Source organism: Syntrophomonas sp. DTU019 (genome assembly GCA_913757435.1).
GTDB lineage: Bacteria > Bacillota > Syntrophomonadia > Syntrophomonadales > Syntrophomonadaceae > DTU019.
In genome coordinates this window covers 686,665-710,040 of sequence record CAJYDM010000001.1, presented here as the reverse complement: position 1 = coordinate 710,040, position 23,376 = coordinate 686,665, and the positions used below count along the sequence as shown (strand labels likewise).

General features: G+C 49.4%; 19 protein-coding genes, 7 tRNA genes, 1 rRNA gene, 1 other RNA gene, 1 pseudogene and 1 other annotated feature. All 29 genes and pseudogenes read left to right on the top strand.

Annotated features, from left to right (window positions below; all coding sequences use genetic code 11):
• Positions 1 to 72: 72 nt before the first annotated feature.
• A complete protein-coding gene (gene dnaN, locus AC15IQ_RS03585; protein ID WP_483177320.1) occupies positions 73 to 1,209 on the top strand; it encodes a DNA polymerase III subunit beta in 1,137 nt (378 codons plus the stop codon).
• Between the two features lie 21 nt (positions 1,210 to 1,230).
• On the top strand, positions 1,231 to 2,331 hold the full coding sequence (gene recF, locus AC15IQ_RS03580; protein ID WP_483177319.1) for a DNA replication/repair protein RecF: 1,101 nt from the start codon (positions 1,231 to 1,233) through the stop codon (positions 2,329 to 2,331).
• A 4-nt stretch (positions 2,332 to 2,335) separates the two neighbouring features.
• Positions 2,336 to 2,587, top strand: coding sequence for an extracellular matrix regulator RemB (gene remB / locus AC15IQ_RS03575; protein WP_483177318.1), 252 nt, complete (start codon positions 2,336 to 2,338; stop codon positions 2,585 to 2,587).
• A gap of 3 nt (positions 2,588 to 2,590) precedes the next feature.
• Positions 2,591 to 4,498 carry a DNA topoisomerase (ATP-hydrolyzing) subunit B gene (gyrB, locus tag AC15IQ_RS03570; RefSeq protein WP_483177317.1) on the top strand — a complete coding sequence of 636 codons (1,908 nt, stop codon included), beginning with the start codon at positions 2,591 to 2,593 and terminating at the stop codon, positions 4,496 to 4,498.
• A gap of 12 nt (positions 4,499 to 4,510) precedes the next feature.
• Complete coding sequence (gyrA, locus tag AC15IQ_RS03565; RefSeq protein ID WP_483177316.1) at positions 4,511 to 6,949, top strand: DNA gyrase subunit A; 2,439 nt, start codon at positions 4,511 to 4,513, stop codon at positions 6,947 to 6,949.
• A gap of 83 nt (positions 6,950 to 7,032) precedes the next feature.
• Positions 7,033 to 7,237 (top strand) — a binding site (T-box leader).
• A gap of 56 nt (positions 7,238 to 7,293) precedes the next feature.
• Positions 7,294 to 8,463: a pyridoxal-phosphate-dependent aminotransferase family protein gene (locus AC15IQ_RS03560; protein WP_483177315.1), complete on the top strand. Its 1,170-nt coding sequence runs from the start codon at positions 7,294 to 7,296 to the stop codon at positions 8,461 to 8,463.
• A 15-nt stretch (positions 8,464 to 8,478) separates the two neighbouring features.
• Positions 8,479 to 10,071 carry a phosphoglycerate dehydrogenase gene (serA, locus tag AC15IQ_RS03555; protein WP_483177314.1) on the top strand — a complete coding sequence of 531 codons (1,593 nt, stop codon included), beginning with the start codon at positions 8,479 to 8,481 and terminating at the stop codon, positions 10,069 to 10,071.
• A 24-nt stretch (positions 10,072 to 10,095) separates the two neighbouring features.
• Positions 10,096 to 11,373: a serine--tRNA ligase gene (gene serS / locus AC15IQ_RS03550; protein ID WP_483177313.1), complete on the top strand. Its 1,278-nt coding sequence runs from the start codon at positions 10,096 to 10,098 to the stop codon at positions 11,371 to 11,373.
• An 82-nt stretch (positions 11,374 to 11,455) separates the two neighbouring features.
• Positions 11,456 to 11,545 (top strand) — tRNA-Ser (locus AC15IQ_RS03545).
• A gap of 32 nt (positions 11,546 to 11,577) precedes the next feature.
• Positions 11,578 to 11,672 (top strand) — tRNA-Ser (locus tag AC15IQ_RS03540).
• A 46-nt stretch (positions 11,673 to 11,718) separates the two neighbouring features.
• Positions 11,719 to 11,795, top strand: a tRNA-Arg gene (locus AC15IQ_RS03535).
• Between the two features lie 37 nt (positions 11,796 to 11,832).
• Positions 11,833 to 11,909: transfer RNA gene (locus AC15IQ_RS03530), tRNA-Arg, on the top strand.
• Positions 11,875 to 12,387, top strand: a pseudogene (gene tadA / locus AC15IQ_RS03525) (tRNA adenosine(34) deaminase TadA); the annotation flags it as partial. The gene AC15IQ_RS03530 and the pseudogene tadA, both read left to right, overlap by 35 nt.
• Positions 12,371 to 12,464: transfer RNA gene (locus AC15IQ_RS03520), tRNA-Ser, on the top strand. The pseudogene tadA and the gene AC15IQ_RS03520, both read left to right, overlap by 17 nt.
• Before the next feature lie 61 nt (positions 12,465 to 12,525).
• A tRNA-Ser gene (locus AC15IQ_RS03515) sits at positions 12,526 to 12,620 on the top strand.
• 237 nt (positions 12,621 to 12,857) lie between these two features.
• Complete coding sequence (locus AC15IQ_RS03510; protein ID WP_483177312.1) at positions 12,858 to 13,574, top strand: CAP domain-containing protein; 717 nt, start codon at positions 12,858 to 12,860, stop codon at positions 13,572 to 13,574.
• 108 nt (positions 13,575 to 13,682) lie between these two features.
• Positions 13,683 to 13,948, top strand: an RNA gene (gene ffs, locus AC15IQ_RS03505) — signal recognition particle sRNA large type.
• Positions 13,949 to 14,102: 154 nt separating this feature from the next.
• On the top strand, positions 14,103 to 15,653 hold the full coding sequence (dnaX, locus tag AC15IQ_RS03500) for a DNA polymerase III subunit gamma/tau (protein ID WP_483177746.1): 1,551 nt from the start codon (positions 14,103 to 14,105) through the stop codon (positions 15,651 to 15,653).
• An 11-nt stretch (positions 15,654 to 15,664) separates the two neighbouring features.
• A complete protein-coding gene (locus AC15IQ_RS03495) occupies positions 15,665 to 15,994 on the top strand; it encodes a YbaB/EbfC family nucleoid-associated protein (protein ID WP_483177311.1) in 330 nt (109 codons plus the stop codon).
• Positions 15,995 to 16,026: 32 nt separating this feature from the next.
• On the top strand, positions 16,027 to 16,620 hold the full coding sequence (gene recR, locus AC15IQ_RS03490) for a recombination mediator RecR (protein ID WP_483177310.1): 594 nt from the start codon (positions 16,027 to 16,029) through the stop codon (positions 16,618 to 16,620).
• A gap of 71 nt (positions 16,621 to 16,691) precedes the next feature.
• A complete protein-coding gene (locus AC15IQ_RS03485; protein WP_483177309.1) occupies positions 16,692 to 16,976 on the top strand; it encodes a DUF2508 family protein in 285 nt (94 codons plus the stop codon).
• Positions 16,977 to 16,981: 5 nt separating this feature from the next.
• A complete protein-coding gene (locus AC15IQ_RS03480; protein WP_483177308.1) occupies positions 16,982 to 17,335 on the top strand; it encodes a pro-sigmaK processing inhibitor BofA family protein in 354 nt (117 codons plus the stop codon).
• Positions 17,336 to 17,384: 49 nt separating this feature from the next.
• Positions 17,385 to 17,753: a hypothetical protein gene (locus AC15IQ_RS03475; RefSeq protein WP_483177307.1), complete on the top strand. Its 369-nt coding sequence runs from the start codon at positions 17,385 to 17,387 to the stop codon at positions 17,751 to 17,753.
• A 25-nt stretch (positions 17,754 to 17,778) separates the two neighbouring features.
• The gene (locus tag AC15IQ_RS03470; RefSeq protein ID WP_483177306.1) at positions 17,779 to 17,907 is read left to right on the top strand and encodes a hypothetical protein; all 129 of its coding nucleotides are present in this window, start codon (positions 17,779 to 17,781) and stop codon (positions 17,905 to 17,907) included.
• 1,410 nt (positions 17,908 to 19,317) lie between these two features.
• A complete protein-coding gene (locus AC15IQ_RS03465) occupies positions 19,318 to 19,485 on the top strand; it encodes a hypothetical protein (RefSeq protein ID WP_483177305.1) in 168 nt (55 codons plus the stop codon).
• A 477-nt stretch (positions 19,486 to 19,962) separates the two neighbouring features.
• Entirely contained in the window at positions 19,963 to 20,163 is a 201-nt protein-coding gene (locus AC15IQ_RS03460; RefSeq protein ID WP_483177304.1) for a hypothetical protein, read from the top strand.
• A 365-nt stretch (positions 20,164 to 20,528) separates the two neighbouring features.
• Positions 20,529 to 20,759 (top strand): 4Fe-4S dicluster domain-containing protein, encoded by a 231-nt coding sequence (locus AC15IQ_RS03455; protein ID WP_483177303.1) that lies wholly within the window; start codon positions 20,529 to 20,531, stop codon positions 20,757 to 20,759.
• 362 nt (positions 20,760 to 21,121) lie between these two features.
• A 16S ribosomal RNA gene (locus AC15IQ_RS03450) occupies positions 21,122 to 23,042 on the top strand.
• Between the two features lie 202 nt (positions 23,043 to 23,244).
• Positions 23,245 to 23,320 (top strand) — tRNA-Ile (locus AC15IQ_RS03445).
• Positions 23,321 to 23,376: the final 56 nt, after the last annotated feature.

Genomic DNA, 23,376 nt, shown 5'->3' with positions numbered 1-23,376 from the left:
CGCCTGACCGATTAAAACAGATCAGCCAAAATAAATACCTGAAAATAAACTGGGTTGGAGGATTAAAGAACGATGAAATTCGTGATTGAAAAAAAAGAATTGTCCACTTTGACTACCCTGGTGCACCGGGCAGCTTCCAGCAAGAATGCCATTCCAGTGCTATCCGGGCTTCTTATCGAGGTTAGCCCGGATAAGGGACTGGTCATGACCTCCACCGATATGGAAATCGGTATCAAGGCAGTGTCCAACCAGGTTGAAGTAGTTGATCCAGGTACTGTGCTGGTCAATGCCCACTATTTTGCCGATTTTATCAAACTGTTGCCTGATCTTCCCATCGTTTTGGAACTGAAGCCGGATACTGCCAAGCTGTCCATACAGTATGGGCGTTCTTCCGGTTCGATCAACACCTACAGTGATTTTGAGTATCCGGACCTTCCCCTGGCCAATATGGAATGCAAGCTCAGTCTGCCCCAGCAAGTTTTGAAGGAGGCTCTGCGCAAAACCAGTTTTGCGGCCTCTCAGACCCATTTCCGACAGGTTTTCACCGGAGTCTTATTCGATATTACCAGCACAGGAGAGCTGCGCGTAGTAGCCTCTGACACCCATCGCATGGCCTATTTTAAAATTGATCTGGATAAAGCAGTGGAGCCATTCCATTTCATTATTCCCATCCGTACGGTCAATGAGTTGCTGCGCCTTTTGGAAGACTCGCCGGAACCGGTGAATATTGCCATCACTGATAATAACGCCTTGTTCTACCGCGATGATGTAATTCTGCTGTCTCGCTTGATCGAAGGTCAATACCCCAATTATGAACAAGTCATACCGCCTAATTTCAGCACTAAAATAAGCATAAGCAGCCAGGTGCTGCTCAATACCCTGGAGCGCGCCAAGACCATGCCCACCGATGACAAGCTCAAAATACAGCATGTGCAATTGGAATTTTCTGAAAAGGAAGCAATAATCAATTCCTTCTCTGAAGCTATGGGTGAAATCAAAGAGGTTATTGAAGAGATCAGCTCAGAAGGGGAGCCCAACCTCAAGATAGCCTTTAACACCAGTTATTTTCTGGATGTAACCAAGTTGTTAAATGCTGAAAGCGAACACCTGGACATCAATCTCTCTGGATCTTTGGGACCGGCCATGATAAAAAATCCCCAAAAAGACAATTATATCTATATCCTGGTACCACTTAGAACCAGCAGTTAATAAAGAGAGTGAGATTAGCCCTTGCGATTGAATGAAATCCGCCTCAACCAGTTTCGCAACCTTATTCAGGTAAAATTGCGGCCCCAGCCAGGTTTAAACATCTTTGGCGGTGCCAATGCTCAGGGTAAGACCAATTTATTGGAGGCGGTATTTGTACTGGCTACCACCACTTCTTTTCGCAGCGGAAAAGAAGCCAATCTAATCAACCACCAAGCCTCACGCTGCACTATTGAGGGGATTTATAATAAACAGGACCGCAGCATTGAGGCCAGGCTGAGCATAGACCGGGAGAAAGCCAAACTCTTCGAGATCAATAGTAAAAAGGCCTATCGCAGTCATGACGATCGTCTGAGAGTGGTATTGTTTACTCCAGACGATTTATATTTGATCAAAGGCAGCCCGGTGCGGCGCCGCCAGTATCTGGATTTCGCATTGAGCCAGATATCACGGCCTTATGCTTATGAACTGAATAATTACCTGGGCCTGTTGAAAAGGCGCAATGATATGCTGCGCAAGGATCAGGGCAAAAGCCGGGTATTCGATATAACCAATGAATTATTCGTAAAAAGCGCTGCAGAAGTGGCTTTAAGCCGAATACGTTACGTGCATCGCCTGCAGGAGACTGCAATTCCCATCTATGAACGCCTCACCGGCGGGACGGAACGGTTGCAGTTGAGATATGCGCTTTCATTTGCGGTAGATAGTGATACAATTAACCTGGACATTCTCCGAGAACACCTGCTGCGTATCGGGCATGAAAAAAGGACTCAGGAGATACTTAGGAGAAACAGTTTAATCGGTCCTCACCTGGATGACCTCAATATTTATGTTGATGACAAACTGGCCCGGCTGTTCGCTTCGCAGGGACAACAGCGCAATCTGGCGGTAGGTTTGAAATTGGCGGAAATCTACTGCTTCGCCGCCATAAGCGGGTACTATCCCGTTTTTTTACTCGATGAAGTCCTGGCGGAATTGGATCAACAACGCAAAATTCTATTATTGCAGGAACTAGCCCGAGCCAAATATCAATCCTTTTTGTCTTCCGTGGAGACCATACCCAGCCTTCCGCCCGATGTGGCTTGGTATACCGTACAAAACGGAACTATAACGCGAAAGGAGTAGGAACATGTACATTCATCTCGGCAATAACTATATCATTTCCGCGCCCAGCGTAATTGCCATTCTGAATTATGAACCCCCGGTGTCAAATGATGTCCGGGACATAGTTGAAATCGCCCGGATGGAGAAAAACCTGGTCAGCATAAGTGAGAAGGGTAAGGAAAAAGCAGTGGTCATCTGTGACGACAAAGTCTACCTTTCGCCAATTTCCTCCATCACCCTTTATAAACGGGTGTTTAACTACTTGAAGGAGGCTTAAACAGTGCAGAATGGAAACCACGAGTACAACGCAGCGGATATTCAGGTCCTGGAAGGACTGGAGGCAGTCCGTAAACGGCCGGGAATGTACATCGGTTCTACTGGATCGCGGGGATTGCATCATCTGGTCTTCGAAATCGTTGACAACAGCATTGACGAAGCGGTAGCCGGGGGCTGTGATTGCATCGAGGTTACATTCCATCCCGGCAACCGGGTGACGGTCTGTGACAACGGGCGCGGTATACCGGTCGATGTCCATCCCACGGTGGGCATACCGGCTTTAGAATTGATTATGACCACACTGCATTCCGGGGGCAAGTTCGGCGGCAGCGGCTATACTATTTCAGGCGGTCTGCATGGGGTAGGTTTGTCGGTAGTGAACGCCCTCTCCGCGGAGATGGAGGTCATAGTCCGCAGGGATAATAAGATTTACCGCCAATGCTATGAAAAAGGCAATCCGGTGACTGAATTGGAGGTATGCGGTGAGACTGACCAGACTGGCACCAGCATAAACTTCCTGCCGGATGCGGAAATTTTTGAGGAAACCGTATTCGATCGCGAAATCATCGTGCAGCGTCTGAGGGAATTGTCTTTCTTAAACCGCGGTTTGCGCATAAAGGTAAGCGATCTGCGCGAGGAGGAGCCGTATCAGAAGGAATTTTTCTATTCCGAAGGGCTGCGTGATTTTATAGCTTATGTAAATAAAAACAAAGAGATCATAAACGACAAGCCGGTTTATTTTGAGACCAAGAAGGACGATGTCATCGTGCAGGTGGCAGTGCAATACAATAACGGCTATAGTGAAAACCTGTATTCATTCACCAATAATATCCGCACTCAGGAGGGCGGCACCCACGAAGTCGGCTTTAAGAACGGTCTGACCCGGGTGATCAACGATTATGCACGCAGGAACAATATAATCAAGGATAGTGACGGCAATCTCTCCGGCGAAGATATACGAGAAGGCATGGCCGCTATTGTGTCGGTACTGCTTAAAGACCCACAGTTTGAGGGGCAGACCAAAACCAAACTGGGCAACACCTACATACGCGGCATTGTGGAAAGCGCGCTCTATGAAAACATGAATTATTTTCTGGAAGAGAACCCGGCTTTGGCCAAAAAACTATTGGACAAGGCCATCTCAGCCCGCCGAGCGCGGGAAGCGGCCCGCAAGGCCCGGGAACTGACCAGGCGCAAAAGCGCTTTAGAAAGCACCTCGCTGCCAGGCAAATTAGCCGATTGCAGCAATAAAAATCCGGCCTTGTGCGAATTGTACATAGTAGAGGGTAATTCCGCCGGGGGCTCAGCCAAACAGGGGCGCGATAGAGATATTCAGGCGATACTGCCTTTGCGTGGTAAAATCCTCAATGTACAAAAATCCCGTTTAGATAGAGTGCTATCCAATGAAGAGATCAAATCGCTGATAACCGCGATAGGCACCGGAATTGGCGAGGATTTCGACATTAAAAAAGCCCGTTATCACAAGATTTTTATCATGACCGACGCCGATGTGGACGGTTCGCATATCCGGGTGTTGCTGTTGACCTTTTTCTACCGCTACATGCGGGAATTAATTGAGAACGGCTATGTTTATATCGCCCAGCCGCCCTTATACGGCCTGAAAAGGGGCAATGAGATTCACTACTTCCACAAGGATGAGGAGATGAACCGCTTCCTGCAAGAAAGTGATAAAAAGTGGGCGGTGCAACGCTACAAAGGCCTGGGGGAGATGGATCCCGAGCAGCTCTGGGGGACCACCATGAATCCTGAGAACCGCACCATTTTACAGGTCAACATTCAGGATGCCATGCAAGCCGATGCTATTTTTTCCGACCTGATGGGTGACAATGTTCAGCCCCGCAGGGATTTCATAGAAGCCAATGCCCGATATGTGACCAACCTTGACATATAACGAGGTGAGATGATGGGAGAAGCCAACCTATTTGATCGGGTAGAGCCGATCAACATTGAAAAAGAAGTCCAAAAATCATTTCTGGAATACTCCATGAGCGTAATCGTATCTCGAGCCATTCCTGATGTTAGGGACGGCATGAAGCCGGTGCATCGCCGCATCCTTTACGCTCTGTACGACATGGGCATGACCCATGAAAAACCCCATAAAAAGTCGGCCAATATCGTCGGTGAAGTAATGGGTAAATACCATCCCCACGGGGATGCGGCCATATACGACACTATGGTTAAAATGGCTCAGGATTTTGCTATGCGCTATCCCTTAATAGATGGGCATGGCAACTTCGGCTCGGTAGACGGGGACTCGGCTGCAGCCATGCGTTATACGGAAAGCCGCATGGCCAAGATAGCCTCTGAATTGTTAAGGGACATCGATAAAGATACCGTAGAATGGCGTCCCAATTACGACGATTCCCGCCAGGAACCTCAGATTTTGCCGGCCCGTATACCGAATCTCTTGATCAATGGATCAGCAGGGATAGCAGTCGGTATGGCTACCAATATCCCCCCCCATAATTTGGGTGAGGTGGTCGATGGGCTAAAGGCTTTGATGGCCAATTCAGAGATATCTATCGAGGAGCTGAATGCCTTGATACCCGGCCCGGATTTTCCCACCGCCGGAATCATCATGGGTACGGACGGCATCCGGCAGGCTTATATGACCGGACGTGGCAGTGTGCGCATTCGGGCCCGGCATACCATTGAAGAGCGCCGCAACGGTCGCAATGCCATCATAGTGACTGAACTGCCCTATCAGGTCAACAAAGCGCGCCTGGTGGAAAAAATCGCTGAGCTGGTCAGGGACAAGAAACTCGACGGTATTGTTGACTTGCGCGATGAATCCAATCGCCAGGGAATGCGCATCGTGATTGAGGTCCGCAAAGATGTCAATGTGAATGTAGTCGTAAACAAGCTCTTTCGCCACACCCAAATGGAGGACAGCTTCGGAGTAATCATGCTCGCACTGGTCAACGGGCAGCCCCGGGTACTAAATCTGAAACAAATGCTAGAGTATTATCTGGAGCACCGCAAAGACGTGATTACCCGGCGCACCCGCTATGAACTACAGGTGGCTCGAGACCGGCTGCATATCGTGGAAGGCTTGCGGATCGCCATCGATCATTTGGATGAGGTATTGAACCTGATCCGCAGCAGCAAAGACCGGGAGACTGCCCGGCTGGGGCTGATGGCGCAATTCTCTCTCTCCGAGCGGCAAGCCAACGCCATCCTGGATATGCGCTTTGCCCAATTGACTGGTCTGGAAAGGGCACGAATCGAAGCCGAGCACAGCGATCTGCTGGCAAAGATAGCCGATTATGAGGATATACTGGGAAACCAGCAGCGAGTGCTCAAATTGATTGAGGCTGACCTGGAGGAGGTCAAAAAGAACTATGGCGATGCGCGCCGCACCGAGATTACCCATGATGAAAGTGATTACAACATTGAGGATATGATAGAAGATCATGATGTAGTCGTAACTCTGAGCAACCGCGGTTACATCAAACGCCAGCCACTGGAGGCTTACCGCGCCCAGCGCCGCGGCGGCAGGGGCATCTTGGCCGCTACCAACCGGGCCGAAGATGCTGCTGCTGATGTGTTGGTTACGAGCGTCAAATCCGCGGTATTGTTCTTTACCAATCAGGGGCGGGTGTTTACCACCAAAGCCTATAGACTGCCGGAGTCGACCCGGCAGGCCAAAGGTACTCCGGTGATCAATTTCCTGGACCTTAAGCCCCAGGAGCGAGTCACCACCATGGTGGCGGCGCGCCAAATGGATGATACCAAAAACCTGATCATGCTGACCAAAAAGGGCATTATCAAGAAAACCTCCCTGGCAGCCTTCACTAATATCAGGAAATCGGGGCTTATAGCCATCAACCTGCGCGAAGACGATGAACTGGTTGGGGTGAGGCGTGTAGACCGTGGCGACCGTATAATGATTGGCAGCTCACATGGCTTATCCATTATGTTCGATGAAAGTCAGGTGCGCCCAATGGGACGCACCGCGGCTGGGGTCAAAGCCATAAATTTGGCGATAAACGACTATGTCATCGGTATCGACAAATACCGGGAGAATGCTTGGGTATTGCTGGTGACCGAGAACGGCTATGGCAAACGCACCCCGGTGGAGGAGTTTAAAGAGCAGCGACGGGGCGGTAAAGGCCTGAAGAGTATCGATATACTGGGGAAGAACGGCAAGGTGGTGGCTTTTCAGACGGTGGAGGCAGGCGAGGAACTGGTGCTGTTGACCGGTGAAGGACAGTTAATCCGCCTGGAAGTGGATCAGATATCAGTTCAGAAGCGCTATTCCAGGGGTGTGCTCTTAATGAAACCCCCTAAAGGAGACCACATCGTAGGTCTGGCCAAATTCAGGGTGGAGAAAGAAGAATAGACCAAAACCAAAGCATACATGTCGGATTTGGTTGCAAAAGCATATTCCATGTACTATAATCAAAGCCAAACATTATAGCGATGAAAGCGGCGATGAAAGGGATAAGTATACACCATTGCGGTCTTAAGAGAGCTGGCGGCAGGTGCGAGCCAGTGCAGCGTGGTTTAGAATCCCCCCCGGAGTCGGCTGTGAAAGCAGCAGCGCTGGCTACGTTACAGCCTCAAAGGGGGCGCCGGGTGTCGGCGCCAACAAGGGTGGCAACGCGGGAGAAGACCTCTCGTCCCTGCAGGGGCGAGAGGATTAATTTTTTCACTTATGTTTTACCAAGGAGGTTTTATCACATAATGATAGGGGAACAGTATTTGTTGCTTCCCGGTCCTACGCCGTTACCGGAGCAGATCATCCGGGCCATGAGCCGGTCCATGATCAACCATCGCGGCCCAGCCTTTCATGATCTGTTGTTTGAGGTGACGGCGGGGATCCGCTCCATCTATAAGACCCAGGGGCATGTATTGATATATCCTTCTTCGGGCACAGGAGTCATGGAGGCGGCGGTAGCCAATTTTATAGCTCCAGGTGATCTGGTACTGGCCATATCCATCGGTGTATTTGGGGATCGCTTCGCTTCTATTGCCAAGGCTTTTGGAGCCCAGGTAGAGAAGATCTCGGTTCCCTGGGGACAGTCCGCTGACCCTCAGGTGGTAAAGGAGCGCATCGATCAGGACAAAAGTAAACGCATCAAAGCGGTTCTGCTAAGCCACAACGAGACCTCCACCGGAGTAGTAAACGATATCGCCAAGATTGCCGAAGCACTAGGGGACCACCCGGCATTGTTCATCGTGGACACCGTCAGCGGTTTGGCCGCCCACCCCTTCAATATGGATCAGTGGCGAGTCGATGTTGCCGCCAGTGGTTCCCAAAAAGCGTTCATGATACCACCGGGACTGGGCTTTTTGGCTTTTAATGACCGGGCTCTCAAGGTCCATAAACAAATAAATAACAGCCGCTTCTATTGGGACGTTAGTACCGGACTAGATTACCTGCAAAAGGGCCAAACCCCTACTACTCCGGCGATATCATTGTTTTACGGACTTCAGGAAGCCCTGCACATGATGGCCCAGGAAGGCCTGGACAGTATCATTCGTCGGCACGCTTTTTATCGGGACCTGATCAGAGCCGGGGTTCAGGCCATAGGCCTTGAGCTGTTGGCTCAAGGGCAGGCGGCCTCCTGCTCGGTAACCTCAGTGATTGCCCCTCCGGAAGTGGGGGCCAATAAGATCTGTACAGCCATGTTGCAGCAGTTTAATATCGTTTTGGCCGGCGGGCAGCAAAACCTGCAGGATGTGATCTTCAGGATCGGGCATTTGGGATATGTGCGGGAGCTGGATCTTTTAGCCATTCTGGCGGCATTGGAAATAAGCCTCCACAAATTGGGATACCCGGTGGAATTCGGCGCCGGGGTCAAAGTAGCCCAGCAACGCATTTTAGAACACCATGACAAAACTTCAGGTTGAGGAAGGGGCAGAAAGATGGAAAAATTAAAAGTTATTGTAAGTGAACGCATAGCTGACGAGGGTATCGCGTTATTAAAGAAAGAACTGGAAGTGGATTATCGGGATGGCATATCCAGGGATGAACTGCTCAGCATAATCGATCAATATGACGCCTTGATCGTGCGCAGCGTGACTCAGGTCAATGAAGAACTGATTTCGCGCGGGACTAAGCTGAAAGTGGTGGGCCGGGCCGGCAACGGGGTGGATAACATCGACGTAGATGTATGCACCCGTTACGGAGTTCTGGTGGCCAACACTCCAGACAGCAATACCATCTCGGCAGCCGAGCAGACCATCAGCCTCTTACTATCGTCGGTTCGCAATACTGCCTGGGCCAGCCGATACCTGAAAGAGGTCAAATGGGACCGCAAGCCATTCCGGGGTGTGGAACTATATGGAAAAACCGTAGGGATAGTGGGGTTGGGCCGCATCGGATCCATGGTGGCTACCCGCCTCAAGTCATTCAATATGCGGGTCTTGGCCTATGACCCCTATATAGCTGACCAGCGTTTTGAGCGCTTTGGAGTGGAAAAGGTTGAAAAACTGGAAGACTTGATGGGTCAGGTGGATTTTCTCACCGTGCATACACCGCGCAATGAGGAGACCATGCATATGATAGATGAGAAGATGTTCGCCCTGGCCAAGGATGGCCTGCGCATTGTCAACTGCGCTAGAGGCGGTATCATTAAAGAGTCTGCTATCGAGGAAGGTTTGCGCTCCGGCAAGATAGCCAGTGCCGGGTTGGACGTATTTGAGAAAGAACCGGCCGAAGGCAACCCGTTATTCGCCTTCAACAATGTGGTGGTCACCCCCCATCTGGGAGCAGACACATTTGAGGCCCAAAAAAGGGTGGGAGAGACCATCGCCGAACAGGTGATAAAAGCCCTGCGGGGAGAGATCGTTCCCAACGTGATCAATCTGCCCACCATGGTCAGTGATGAATTAGATTATCTCAAGCCTTACATCACTCTGGCGGAGAAAATGGGAATGTTCTATTATCAGATGGCCAAAGCCCCTTTGAACAAGGTGGAATTGACCTATAGCGGACCGCTAACCATGAATGAGACCGAGATCCTGACGGTGGCCTTTTTAAGAGGACTCTTGCACCCGGTGATGGCGGAAAAGGTCAACTATGTCAATGCTCGCCTCATGGCCGACGAAAGGGGAATCGTGGTCTTCGAGCATAAAGAAGAGCAGAGCACCCGGCGTTACAAAAATGTTATTACGGCAAAAATGTTTGGCAACGACTATACCCTGGAACTGGCAGGCACTGTATCCAGAGCCAGAAATCCGCTCTTGGTGGAGATCAACGGTTACGAGACCGAAAATGACCTGGAGGGCTATGTGATCATAGTCAAGAATGAGGACCGCCCGCGGGTGATAGGGCCGTTCGCCACTGCCCTGGGTGATGCCGGGGTCAATATCGCCTCAATGAAGACCGCCCGCAAGACCAAAGGGGATATAGCCATAATGCTGCTCAATGTCGACAACAAGGCCGAAGACCATGTACTGGAGGCCCTGGGCAAACTGGATGGCATTGTCGGCAAACCCAAGCTTCTTTACTTTTAATCTAGGATTGAAGGAGGTACCGTTATGCTGGATGCCAAATTGATCCGAGCCAAACCCGAGATGGTGGAAGCCGCATTGGAAAAGCGGAATATCAGCGGCGCCCTGGATAGATTTATCGTTCTGGATGAAGAGCGGCGTGCCATTTTGGGCAAAGTTGAAGAACTCAAAGGTTTTCGCAACAACGCCTCTATGGAAGTGGGGCGCATGAAGAAACAAGGAATAGAGCCCGAAGCCTTGATGGAACAGGTGCGACAAGTGGGGATGGAGATCAAAGCCCTGGACGATCAGCTTAAAGCCATTGAGGATAATTTGGAGAATATATTGCTCAATATCCCTAATCTGCCCCATGAATCAGTGCCAGTGGGCTTAGATGAGAGCGCTAATGTGGAAGTGCGCCGCTGGGGTGATCCGCGTTCCTTCGACTTTGAGCCTAAAGCCCACTGGGATCTGGGCCCGGAGCTGGACATTCTTGATTTTGAGCGCGCGGCCAAACTGTCCGGAGCCAGGTTTACAGTCTATAAAGGGGCCGGTGCCCGGTTGGAAAGGGCAGTGATCAATTTTTATCTGGATGTACACACCGGCCAGCATGGCTACCGGGAAATCTTGCCGCCGTTCATGGTCAGTGCCGATTGCATGACCGGAACTGGCCAGCTGCCCAAATTCGCTGAAGATATGTTCAAAGTAGAAGGCCGGGAGATGTACCTGGTGCCAACTGCTGAGGTGCCATTGACCAACCTTTATCGAGAAGAGATTCTGGACGGAGCGCAATTACCCATCTACCTGACCGCCTACACGCCGTGTTTCCGGGCTGAAGCCGGTTCTCACGGCCGAGATACCCGGGGAGTGATTCGCCAGCATCAGTTTAATAAGGTGGAACTAGTCAAAATCACCGACCCAGATCATTCCTATGATGAATTGGAGAAACTAACTGCGGATGCGGAGAGGGTCTTACAGCTTTTGGGCCTGCCTTATCGGGTGGTCCTGTTGAGCACCGGGGACATGGGCTTCTCTTCCGCCAAGACCTATGACCTGGAAGTGTGGATGCCCAGCTACCAGGCTTATAAAGAGATATCTTCCTGTTCCAATTGTGAGGATTTCCAGGCTCGTCGGGCCAATATCCGTTTCCGGCCGGATGCCAAATCCCGGCCGCAATACGCACACACCTTAAACGGTTCCGGGGTGGCAGTAGGCCGCACGGTGGCCGCTATACTGGAAAACTATCAAGAGGCTGACGGCAGTGTGGTTATCCCAGAGGTTCTGCGGCCATATATGGGCGGGCTGGAAGTAATGATTCCGGTCTAATCAGCTTACAAGGCTAGTTGACATCCAATTAGCCCTGTGATATACTAGCTTTTGCATTGGATACGGAATGGACCTTCGCAATGGAGGGGTGTCCGAGCGGTTGAAGGAGGCGGTCTTGAAAACCGTTGAACCTTTTCGGGTTCCGTGGGTTCGAATCCCACCTCCTCCGCCACTTTGCAAAATAGCATAAGCGGGAAAAGTCATGGAGAGATGGCCGAGTCGGCTGAAGGCGCTCGCCTGCTAAGCGAGTAGACGGGCTTAAACCTGTCTCGAGGGTTCGAATCCCTCTCTCTCCGCCATTTTTATGCTTGAAGGGTTCCAACACAACTGAATCAATGCATTCACGCGCCCGTAGCTCAGCTGGATAGAGTAACAGACTACGAATCTGGAGGTCGCAGGTTCGAATCCTGCCGGGCGCGCCATTATTTTATCAGGCAAATTGCTGCACCAGAAAATCCGGCGCCCGTAGCTCAGTAGGATAGAGCAACGGTTTCCTAAACCGTGGGTCAGGGGTTCGAGTCCCTTCGGGCGCACCATTTGAGGGTGAACCCTGTGACAAGGGATGAACAATACATGCGCTTAGCTCTGGAATTGGCCCGTGAGGCTTATGAGGACGGGGAGATTCCCATCGGTGCGGTGGTAGTAGTCGATGATAGCATCATTGCTCAAACCCGCAATGAAAAGGAATTGCGTCAGGACGCCACCTCCCACGCCGAGCTCTTGGCCCTGCAGCAGGCCGCTAGAAGCCTGCAGCGCTGGCGATTGACTGATGCCACGCTGTACTGCACATTGGAACCGTGTGCCATGTGTGCCGGGGCCATGGTAAATGCCCGTTTAGGGCGGCTGGTCTATGGAGCCAGGGACAGCAAGGCTGGTGCCGCCGGGTCGATTTTAGATGTAGTCCGGTTTCCGGGTTTGAATCATCATATACAGGTATTTGCGGGGGTTCTAGAAGCGGATTGTGCCCGCTTGCTGAGTGAATTCTTTGCAGATTTGAGGAGAGATGGCCGAGCTGGTCGAAGGCGCTCGACTCGAAATCGAGTAGGCGGCTAAACCCCGCCTCGTGAGTTCGAATCTCACTCTCTCCGCCAATTGACCACAAACGAATCAATAGATATAATTTTAAAGGGCTAAAAACTTAATAACTTACCTGGAGAGGTGGCTGAGTTCGGCTGAAGGCGCTCGATTGGAAATCGAGTAGGCGGCTAATACCTGTCTCGCGGGTTCGAATCCCGCCCTCTCCGCCATTACCGAAAAAATAGGGGTTTGCGTAAGTAAACCCCTTTTGCTTTTTAGTATGTATTTTGGTATCTTCTAACATTCTGCTAACAAGAAACACCCTATTTGGTGTGTGAGCGAAGAGATTTTACAAATACTTTTAATGGGAATAAAGGCTATAACTGCAAAATTTGTCAATGGTTATATTTTACACTGGAACTAGCACCTTTACTTGGTTAATATGTTGAAAAAGGAGGTAACCATTGATGAAAAAGATTTTTGCAGTTGTACTAATAATGTTGTTCATATGCATACCCTTGCAGATCCCCGACAACGCCACAGACAACGCCGCAGATACTCAGGTGGCCGGGGTCTTTGCTACCACCAGCGTTAAGCAGGTTCAGGTCACCGCCAGCAAGGTAAACTTTCGCACCGGGGCCAGCACCAATCACAGAATAATAACCACCTATAAAAAAGGCACCGTATTGGATGTTATCGGCAAGATTGGCCGCTGGTATGTGGTCAAGAACAGCAAAGATACAGTCGGATGCGTATCTGGCAATATGGTACAGCCCTACACCCCGTCTTCTTCCGGGACAAGCAGTTTTTCTTCCATGCAAACAGAAATGCTGGGATACATAAATGCTGCCCGCAAAGCCAGTGGCCTGTCACCATTGACCCTGAACACAAAGCTATGCGACGGGGCTTACCTAAAATCCAAGGACATGGCGGTAAATAATTACTTCAGCCACACTTCACCTACTTATGGAAGCCCTTTCAATATGATGCAAAGCCTGGGAATCAGCTATTCAGCCGCCGGGGAAAACATAGCCATGCACTCTAGTGTTAAAGGCGCCCATGATGCTTTGATGAATTCGTCTGGACACCGCGCCAATATTCTTAGCCAAAACTTTTCCAAAGTTGGCTTGGGTTTTTATCAAGAGGGCAAGTCGTTGTATGTGACGCAGTGGTTTACTAATTAGCTATGCTCCCATAATCTGTGCCGCTTTAGCAAATTGCTATTGGGTGATTTTCATGGTATAATTTGATTCTGCCCACCAAGTGGGCTGTGATCAAAATGAGTAGATTTGCCGTGCTAGATGGGGAATTAGCGGTGCCCTGTAACCTGCAACCCGCTATAGCAGGGTCGAAGTCCTGAGCCGAGGGTATATCCTGTAGGGTCTGACTGCAATAAGTGGCGTCGAAATCTGGGTCCTGCGCAATGAGACATCTTGAACCGTGTCAGGTCCGGAAGGAAGCAGCACTAAGAGATCCATCTTATGTGACGGAGGGAAGCCTGGGTGGAGTTAACTGCTGTAGTAACGCCTGGAGGGTATATTCGAGGCCAGGTGCACGGCGTAATTTATGTTTTATAGGAATATATGACGGCAGGATGTTCCTGCTGTTTTTTGGTTGTGGAGCAGGAAAGCGTCCCCTTACCCGAGAATCTACATGGTAACAAGCCGACAGTCATGGCACATGCCTGGAAGGAGTGTTATTCCGTGTCCTATATGGCTTTATACAGAGCCTGGCGCCCACAGCATTTTGCTGAGGTAGTTGGGCAGGAAAGGACCGTCAAGGCTTTGCAGAACGCGCTGAAACAGGGGCGCGTCTCCCACGCCTACCTGTTTTCGGGTCCCCGGGGCACCGGTAAAACCAGTATCGCTAAAATTGTAGCCCGGGCGGTTAACTGTGCCCATCCCCGGGAGGGGGAACCCTGCAATCAGTGCCCTTACTGCTTAGACATCCTGCAGGGCAATTTTATGGATGTAATAGAGATAGATGCCGCTTCTAATCGCGGCATCGATGAGATCCGCGATCTGCGGGAAAAGGTGCGCATGCTGCCGGCACAGGGGAAAAAGAAGGTATACATAATCGACGAGGTTCATATGCTGACCACCGAAGCCTTTAACGCTTTGTTAAAGACCCTGGAAGAACCCCCTGATTCCGTTATTTTTATACTGGCAACCACTGAGCTGCAGAAGATCCCGGCCACCATATTGTCCCGCTGCCAAAGCTATCATTTTCGTCGCCTCACTGCTGCCGAGATAGTGGAACGACTCAGACAGGTGGCATTGAGCAATAATATGAGTGTCTCTGAGGAGGCTTTCGATCTGATCGCCCGGCGGGCTAACGGCGGACTGCGGGACGCTTTGAGCAGCCTGGATCAGATTTATTCATATAAAGGAGCCCAAATAAGTAAGACGGATGCCTTGGAAGTTATGGGACTGGTGGACGATATGTTCCTGAGCCGACTCATGGCTGCGGTGTTTTCCCGCGATGTGGGGACGGTTATCACCATGCTGGGAGAAGCTTTGCAGGAAGGCAAAGAGGCTCAACAGATCGTGCGTGAGGCGGTATTATACCTGCGCGATTTGATGGTCTATTCCCTTCTGGGAAAAGAGGCCGAGTTGGCTGTGGTAACAGAATCAGCCCGGCCACACTTGGAAAGTGTTCTTGGACAGACTGATATATCAGCCATTATGAAGGCCTTGAACGCCTTGATGGCCGGTGCTGACCGCTTGCGATACAGCGAAGGCAATCGTTTCCAATTGGAACTGGCATTTCTAGAACTAATGGCTGTTCCGGCTGAACCGGCCTGGGATAACCTTAGCCTTACGGCAGTAAGCGCACCGAAAGCATCCCCGAAAAAGTCCGCCCGGGCTGCCGAAAACACCCTCGTTGAAGATAGCAGCCATTCATCGGCAAAAACCTCCGCCCGGAAAAAAGAGGCCGCCAAAGCTCCCCAACAGGAGTGGGGCCGATTATTGGCAGCGGTAAAAGATAAGAAAATACCCACGCACGCCTTGCTGGCACAGGGCAAGTTGCTGGAGCATGATAAAGGGCAGGTTACCATCGGTTTCAAAAAAGCTTACAAGTTTCATAAGGAAAAACTTGAAGAAAACGCCAACAAACACATACTGGATGAGGCTATTAAAGAGATATGGGGCGGCGCAGCCTCAGTCCGCCTAGTTTTCCTGGATGATGACGCCTCCCAGGATCCGGTGGTCAAAAAGGCCCGGGAGTTGTTTGGCGAAGAGATAGTGGAAGTCAAGGAATAGGAGGAATAGAAATGAAGTTCAATCCCATGGGTGGCGCTAACATTAACAAGATGATGAAAGAAGCCCGCAAGGTACAGGAACAGATCGTACAGATGCAGGAGGAACTGCGTCAGCGGGAACTGGAAGTGACTGTCGGAGGCGGGGCGGTAACGGTTAAGGTCAACGGCAAACAAGAGATATTGAGCCTTAAGATCACCCCTGAAGCGGTCGATCCTGATGATGTGGAGATGCTGGAAGACATGATTATGGCTGCGGTCAATGAAGCTGTAAAACAGTCACAGGATATGGTGTCCAGCGAGATGGCCAAGATAACCGGTGGTTTTAATATCCCCGGTTTGTAGAATCGAGCAACTTTCATAGATGGATTATTGTTATGAGATTAACCCGTTCTCTGGAAAATTTAATTGAACAACTGCAGAAGTTACCCACTATAGGACCCAAGACAGCCCAGAGACTAGCTCTGCATCTGCTCAAGGCGCCGGAGGCGCAGGCTAAAGCCCTGGCGGAAGCTATCGTTGCGGCCCGTGATACGGTCCGACCTTGCAGTCAGTGCGGTTATTTGACTGAAACCGATCCCTGCATCATCTGCCGTGACCCGAGCAGAGATAAGGCTTTATTGTGCATAGCCGAGGAAACCAGCGACGTTATGGCTATAGAGCGCAGCGGCTATCGGGGGCACTATTATGTCATCAACAAAGAGTTTAAGCTGATGGGTGACCGCAGTCTGGAAGACCTGGACTTCACTCCGCTGTTGTCCAAGGTATCCAGCGGTGAGGTAAGAGAATTGATCCTGGCTCTCAACCCTGACATCGATGGAGAGGTATTATCGAGATACATCGCCAGCCTGACCGCCCCCTACCCGGTGCGCATTACCCGTCTGGCGCACGGCCTGCCGGTGGGCGGAGACATCGAGTACACTGATGAGATAACCCTTCGCAAGGCTATAGAAGGCCGCAAAGAAATCTGACATATCACAGCACCTGCTGGCATAAGATGGCAGTAAATAGCGCTGTTTAAGCGCCCGCCAGGAGGTATCTTATGGGACTTGCCAGCAGGCTGTGGGAAAAAACCAAAAATTACATTGGCTTGAAAGAGGAACCGGCAACTGATTGTTACAGCCCGGAACAGATGTTGGAGTTGGCTAAACAGGAACTTGATTCTGCCTATAATCTGTTTTCCCGAGCTGAAGAACCGGAGATGATCGAGTATGCCGTGTTCAATTTGAAAGCGGCTGAAAAGCGTTATGATTTTCTAATCAAACAAGCCAAGCAGCAGGCGCTCAAAAACAGGATCGATAAACCCAGTATAGATGGCAGGGGGTAGGTTTAATGCCTGGTATCAATGTGATAATCGCTGCGATCATAGTGGCGTTGATTCTTTACTTTGTTGTCAAAGTATTCTTGAAACCGATTCAACTTTTATGGAAACTGGCTATAAACTCAGTGGTGGGTCTAGTTCTGCTAATGATATTCAATTATGTGGCAAGTTATTTTGCGTTTTATTCCGATAAACATCATACAATATTGATTTGCGGGTTTCTTAGGTGTTCCAGGGGTATTGTTGCTGATTGCGCAATACCTGTGAAATGGACAACCACAAATGATAATGGGCTTATTGAGGCTGGCGTACAGTCTCTTTTTATCGTTTATTATGATTGCCTGCGAAAGTTCTTATGGACATAATAATAAGAAGCTTGACTTAAAGTAAAAGTGGGGATGTATATATTGTTTAATGCTGAGTATTGTTGTAGAGCAAATTTATATTATTGACGCAATTACCCTACTTTATACTTATGCACTATTACCCGTAGGAGGTGTTCCGGTTTCGAAAGCTCCAGGCAGATGGAATCGTGAAGCTTGCTGGAGAATATGCAGCGGCGGCAAGGTGGAAATTAATGCATCATTTTCTGGATTGAAGCGGCAGGGCATCAAGAAGAGTGGTTTTGGTGGATCTGGATACCGTAGAGCCGTTTTACCTAGGGCCTCTAAAAATATGCTGGAAGAAAGGCTAGAAGTTATCGGTGTGTCCGGCGAAAGGATGCCTGGTTTGGAAAACCGGGGCTGTATTGACCCCACAAGGCCCGAGTGGGCCTTGGCGTGAAGGAGATATTGTCTAGATGTGGGTTATGGCGTTATGGGTGCAGGACCCTCAGTATCTGGTGGAGGGAACACGATCGCCTCCGGCTGCGCGTTCTGGCAGTTATCAACGCCGTCCCATGACCAATTCTCGGGATGAATCATGGAATACCTCGTGATCTGGTAGGGTCGATGCGATTATATTAACAGCCATCTAGGAGATGAGACTGATGCAGAGGTGGTGGAGACATAATCAAATCTGTACAGCTTCTCAACAATTAGGCCCTGAGAGTGGATTATATGTGGCCATCGATGAGAAGTTGAGGGATCAAATCTACGAGCGAGATTCCCTGTGCAGCAGGAGTACATCAAGAGGTATAGCAGTGCTATATGAGAGTAAAGCATGGACACATTTGATTTTAAACAGGAGGTACTCGAAAGAAATGCAGTCGACTATCAGTGAAAGCAAAAAGCCTTTACTATGACAGTAATGAAGATCGTGACTTGGGCTGCTCATTTGCTGGGGCAGAGGAACCATGTTTGAATATCCATTACACAAAATGATAATGCACTACTGGACCGTCTGGCACCCAAAATTCATGAAATTTCTTCAGACCAAGATGAGATATCGGCTGGATTCACAGTCTACAGGCAGTTTCCAGAAGCTATTAAGAAGGCCTTTACCTTACCTGGAGCTGAAATGTATATGCAAAACCGTTCGGCATGGCAGAGGCCAGCTGTGACTGTTAGCAGTTATTCAAGCGCAGGGGCCTTCATCGGGTACAGTAGTATACTCCTGACAGAGGTGACGCTCACTACTTATGGCAAGCACGACAGTCATTTGTATATTTCCACCGCCACCCATCAGGGGAATCTATGACTACATTATCAAAGTTTAATTCCCGGCATGGAAATACCTTCCCCCACTTTCATTCTGGGGATGGATATCAGGCCAAATGGGAAGAGCCCTTGACCTTATATACGACCTCGGAACCCAGGGCTTGAACTTATCATATATCTGCTCATCGGCAAAGAGGACATATAGGGACAGACCGTGAAGTCATACCTGTGTAACATTTATAGCCCTGGAAGAGGAATTATATGATGTAGTGCTTCAGCACGCCAAGACTATGAAAACATTGTTGCGAAGTGGTTGAATTTGAAGAAAGATGCAGTGAAGCCGATATAACATCAGCTGTCTCACACAGGGTGGGTAATCGAGGGCACGGCTGACGATGCGGTCAAAACCCTGCGTATCAAGGATAAAAGCCAGTTATTTCAGGCCTATCACCCTGCGTCGTTCCCTCAACAAATTACGGGATACCATCATACAAAAGCGGTGCACTAAAAGATGCACTGGTGGCGGAATCATTACAGCCAACACTGTACGAGCTTATCCGTCCAGGAAATCTACGTGAGACCATATAATCAGAGGTTATTTATGCCTTTGGGTTGGAATTATAGATTATGACATCATAAGTAAAAGTCAAATTTTATAAGGAAGGTTTTATTCAGTGACCGTTTCACCAGCTGTTCCTAAATCTTGTGCCGTCCAAGCCACATAAGTTCTCTCAGGTGGACGGCATCGTTTGAGGCCCTGGGGGGAAGCCATCGACGAATTGGACATACTGGATAAAACCATTTTTGGTTGTGATATAGGATGTTCATTGCTATCTGGAGACTTCTTCAATTGTGACCAGCCTCAGACTATTGCATCACGGCAGAACCACCCGGTTATGGTCGGTATCAAGCAGTAATCCCAGATTGGTCACGTGGGCTACATGGGCAGCGGAGGAGGCTATTCTAATGGTTCCCAGCCTTAGTCAATGCAGGCGGTGCACAGTGAAAAGATGCATTGATACTGGTGAACAATACCAACTATATGGTATGTTGGCCCAAATATTTCCACCCGGACAGAGGCAGGAGACTACTCCTACATGAGACCTGAGTGTAACTGGTTATCCAACCAAAGGACCGGAGTTTTGAACGCCTACTCAGGAGTGTGCCACGTATATAGCAGCCTGGTGCTAGTCTCAACTACCCATAGCTAAAGCAACTTCATCAAAGATACTCACCACTTAACGAAATCAAATCAGGGGAACGGTTTCATTTGTTGAGGTCTTATCATTACTGCCATGGTGGAGAACCAACAGTAGACTCTGCATTTTCTTGAAGATGAGGATGGAAAAATACTTGGTCGGGAGTTAAAAATCCTCTAGGAAGAGGACAAATGAATGTCATTAATAAAGATCGCTCTGGCCCGGAGAAGGGCAGACAGGAGTTCCAATCATAAGCAGGAAATCATAGAGGCCGCTTACAATCAGAATATTACAGACGGTTACATCGCCCCAACTTTGGGATTGAGCAAAGAGGCAGGGAGTGTCCATTGCTCTGCAGTTCCAGTGTCCGGCGTATCGGAACTGAAATTCCAGTAAGGTGATGGTCATAGCTCTACGGTAGAGAGAGGGCTATCGGACGCACCTGACCTTCAGACAGCTCTACATATTCATGGCGACAACAATTATCCATTGAAGCCAGGTTCCCGAAAAGGCTAAAGAAGATCATTGGCCTTCCACGTACCATCGAAACCACTTCAACCAGCTCCACCCTCAGGTGTTTTAATATCACGTGTGCCAAATTGCAGGCTTCACCAAAATAAGTATCATTTGGGCGGTCAAGAGGCCACAGGTGCCAAGCTGGCCTATAAATTTGAAAGATCAACTTGAAAGAACTTAACTTCAAAGCCTTGCAGATGGGCAAAGGATGAAACGACATCATTTGGGAAGGGGGGTGGGAGTAGGTGCCTAATGAGATCAAGCCTATGTCGACTGACATGGAACGAGCAGTTTTTCACATCTTCCCCCAATTTTGTAAAGGCTGCGGATTATGTAAGGAGAAATGCCCTAATGATGTCTTAATCTGGTCGGAGAAACTGGGGGTCTATGGAACTCCTACGGTTAAGCCTAAGGACGAGGATAGTTGCATCGCCTGCGTCCTTTGCGAAATGATATGTCCTGACGCAGCTATATAATGAAGAAACTAGAGAAAGCCGCACAGCCAGAAATTTGGTAATAGTTAGATAAACGCTCACCTTTGTGCAAGTTTTAAATACCTCATACTCCTGGTGTTTAGGTTCTTAGAAGAAGCATCACCGGGGACAATGATAATATAAGTCTTGCTTTGACTAGTAAACAGTTGTACTTAGACAGAAGAAAACTGACTATGAGTGCAGAGGCTCAATGCAGGCCTAAGGAAAGGTTCTGATAAAACTGAACAGCAAGAAGATAAGTGCGAAAAGATTGGAACTGTATCAAGGAGACTTGATATAAGCCAGTCAAGGCCCTTTTAAAAAAGGGAAAACAAGCCAGAGACGATTTGGCTAGGTATAAACTTTCATTGGAGAGTTTGATCCTGGCTCAGGACGAACGCTGGCGGCGTGCCTAACACATGCAAGTCGAACGGACTAATGTTTGACACTGAGTGCTCTTAATAAAGTGCAGCATTCGGTGAAGCCGCGTGACGCGAGCCCAATAAGGCAGTCACTTCAACCAAGAGCATAGTTAGTATAGAAGCAATACTAAACGGGCTAGATAGAAGTGGCGAGCGTCGAAGCTATCAAAAAGTGCCAACACATCTATCGAGATGAGGTTGGCGCCAAAGTGCCTAACACATCTAAAGCGATAGATGGGGTTGGCACAAAAAGTGCCTAACATGTTTAAACAAATCAGAGCACTGAGTGTCGAACATTAGTTAGTGGCGGACGGGTGAGTAACGCGTGGATAACCTACCTATATGTGGGGGATAACAGTTGGAAACGACTGCTAATACCGCATGTGATCACGGTTTAAGATTGTAGCAGAGGAAGATACACTAAGCTATCATATAGATGGGTCCACATCTGGGGTGGCGCTAGTTGGGGTAAGAGCCACCACCAAGGCGACGATCAACAGCCAGCCTACTGAGAGGTGAACAGCCACACTGGGACTGAGACACAGCCAGACTCTACGGTAGCAGTGGTCAGAATATTGCGCAATGGGGAAACCTAAGCGCAGCTTGCCACGTGAGCGATGATAGAAGCTATAGGGTTGTAAAGCTCTGGCTGTAAAGGAAGAATGGCATTGGGAGTAATATACTGAGTGCATGACAGGTACTGCAGAAGCCCCAGCTAACTGCCAGGCCATGGTAGACGTAGGGGCGAGCGTTGTCCGGAATTACTGGGCATAAAAGAGCACGTAGGCGGATATTTAAGTCAGTTGTGAAGACCACATTAACTGCAGGGGTTACCATGAAACTGGGTATCTTGAGGGCAGGAGAGGTCAGTGGAATTCCTGGTGTGGCGGTGAGAATGCAGTAGAAATCAGGAGGAACACCAGTGAGGCTGACTGGACTGAGCCTGACGCTGAGTGCAGCTGATGGTAGCAAACAGAGTTAGATACAATTTAGTCCACGCTGCCAACAGTGGATTTAGGTGTGGGAGGTATCGACCCCTTCATTATTACCATAAGCTAACATAATAAGTATCCCACCTGGGAGTAGGGTCGCAGGCTGGGCACTCAAAGAATTGACAGAGGGGCCACACACAAGCGGTGGAGCATGGTTTCCCAATTCAGTACAGCATGAAAGGAAAACCTTACCAGGTCTTGACATCTATGCCAAGACACATGGTGAGAAACACACGAGGTGGTGCCTTCCAGGAGCTAAGACAGGTGGTGCATGGTTGTCATCAGCTCTGTGTCGTGAGATGTTGATTAAGTCCCACAGCAGGCGCAACCTTGCTGTGGTTGCTAACAGGTAAGCTGAGCACTCTAAATACAGGACTGCCCGTGATATAGGAGGAAGGTGGGATGACGTCAAATCATAAGCATAGTCTGGGCACCGTGCTACAATGGATGGTACAGAGGCAAGGGCCGCAGTGGGGCTGGCAGAATCCTCAAAGCCCATTCTCGGATTCAGTTTACTTAGTCCCAACTCGACTGCATGAAGTCGGAATCACTGTGTCATGAATCAGCGTCGCGGTGAATGCGTTCCCAGACACTGGCCACACCATGCATCCTGCAGGCAACACCCCGAAGCCAGTGACTCAACCAGACGGAAGTCAGAAGTCAAGTCAGAGGTCAGGAGCGAACACACAGAGGTAGGAAGTCAGATTCTTAAAGAAGAAAACTGGCTGTTGGTTTCAGCAAGAATCCGATCCCCGACGTCGATTTAAAACTTCCACGTTTGGAGAGAAACAAATCTAGAGTGGGGACCGGTAGTGGGGTGAAGTCGTAACAAGGTATCCATGCCAGGAAGGTGGATGGATCCTGCCTCCTTTCTAAGGAGAAAACTTAAATGAGTAACAGCAGGCAGAGAGTTAGGATGAAAGAAGGTGGGAAGCCAGAAGTCAATTTTAACATTCGACATATTTATAGAGCTTCGACTACAAGATCCTAAGTCTGATCACCTTACTTCTTGTTGTTGTTTAATAAATTTTGAACCAAGGCCTTTTAAATGGTTTTGTTTCAAGCTAAGTTTATGGGCTCAGCTCAATGGTTAGAGCGCACGCCTGATAAGCGTGAGGTCCAGGTGGTTCCAAATCACTTAGGCCCACCATTACAGAAGTCAGAGTCCAGAGGCGGAAGACGGGGTAGATGAAGTAATCGGCGTTT

What these genes read in the sequence shown, in the direction of transcription:
- AC15IQ_RS03480 (WP_483177308.1), top strand. Translation starts at nt 16,982, where the DNA reads ATGCCTGGTATCAATGTGATAATCGCTGCGATCATAGTGGCGTTGATT.
- AC15IQ_RS03460 (WP_483177304.1), top strand. Translation starts at nt 19,963, where the DNA reads ATGTCATTAATAAAGATCGCTCTGGCCCGGAGAAGGGCAGACAGGAGT.
- recR (WP_483177310.1), top strand. Translation starts at nt 16,027, where the DNA reads ATGAGATTAACCCGTTCTCTGGAAAATTTAATTGAACAACTGCAGAAG.
- AC15IQ_RS03510 (WP_483177312.1), top strand. Translation starts at nt 12,858, where the DNA reads ATGAAAAAGATTTTTGCAGTTGTACTAATAATGTTGTTCATATGCATA.
- AC15IQ_RS03560 (WP_483177315.1), top strand. Translation starts at nt 7,294, where the DNA reads ATGATAGGGGAACAGTATTTGTTGCTTCCCGGTCCTACGCCGTTACCG.
- serS (WP_483177313.1), top strand. Translation starts at nt 10,096, where the DNA reads ATGCTGGATGCCAAATTGATCCGAGCCAAACCCGAGATGGTGGAAGCC.
- remB (WP_483177318.1), top strand. Translation starts at nt 2,336, where the DNA reads ATGTACATTCATCTCGGCAATAACTATATCATTTCCGCGCCCAGCGTA.
- AC15IQ_RS03475 (WP_483177307.1), top strand. Translation starts at nt 17,385, where the DNA reads ATGCTGAGTATTGTTGTAGAGCAAATTTATATTATTGACGCAATTACC.
- dnaX (WP_483177746.1), top strand. Translation starts at nt 14,103, where the DNA reads ATGGCTTTATACAGAGCCTGGCGCCCACAGCATTTTGCTGAGGTAGTT.
- dnaN (WP_483177320.1), top strand. Translation starts at nt 73, where the DNA reads ATGAAATTCGTGATTGAAAAAAAAGAATTGTCCACTTTGACTACCCTG.
- AC15IQ_RS03485 (WP_483177309.1), top strand. Translation starts at nt 16,692, where the DNA reads ATGGGACTTGCCAGCAGGCTGTGGGAAAAAACCAAAAATTACATTGGC.
- gyrA (WP_483177316.1), top strand. Translation starts at nt 4,511, where the DNA reads ATGGGAGAAGCCAACCTATTTGATCGGGTAGAGCCGATCAACATTGAA.
- AC15IQ_RS03470 (WP_483177306.1), top strand. Translation starts at nt 17,779, where the DNA reads ATGGCGTTATGGGTGCAGGACCCTCAGTATCTGGTGGAGGGAACACGA.
- AC15IQ_RS03495 (WP_483177311.1), top strand. Translation starts at nt 15,665, where the DNA reads ATGAAGTTCAATCCCATGGGTGGCGCTAACATTAACAAGATGATGAAA.
- serA (WP_483177314.1), top strand. Translation starts at nt 8,479, where the DNA reads ATGGAAAAATTAAAAGTTATTGTAAGTGAACGCATAGCTGACGAGGGT.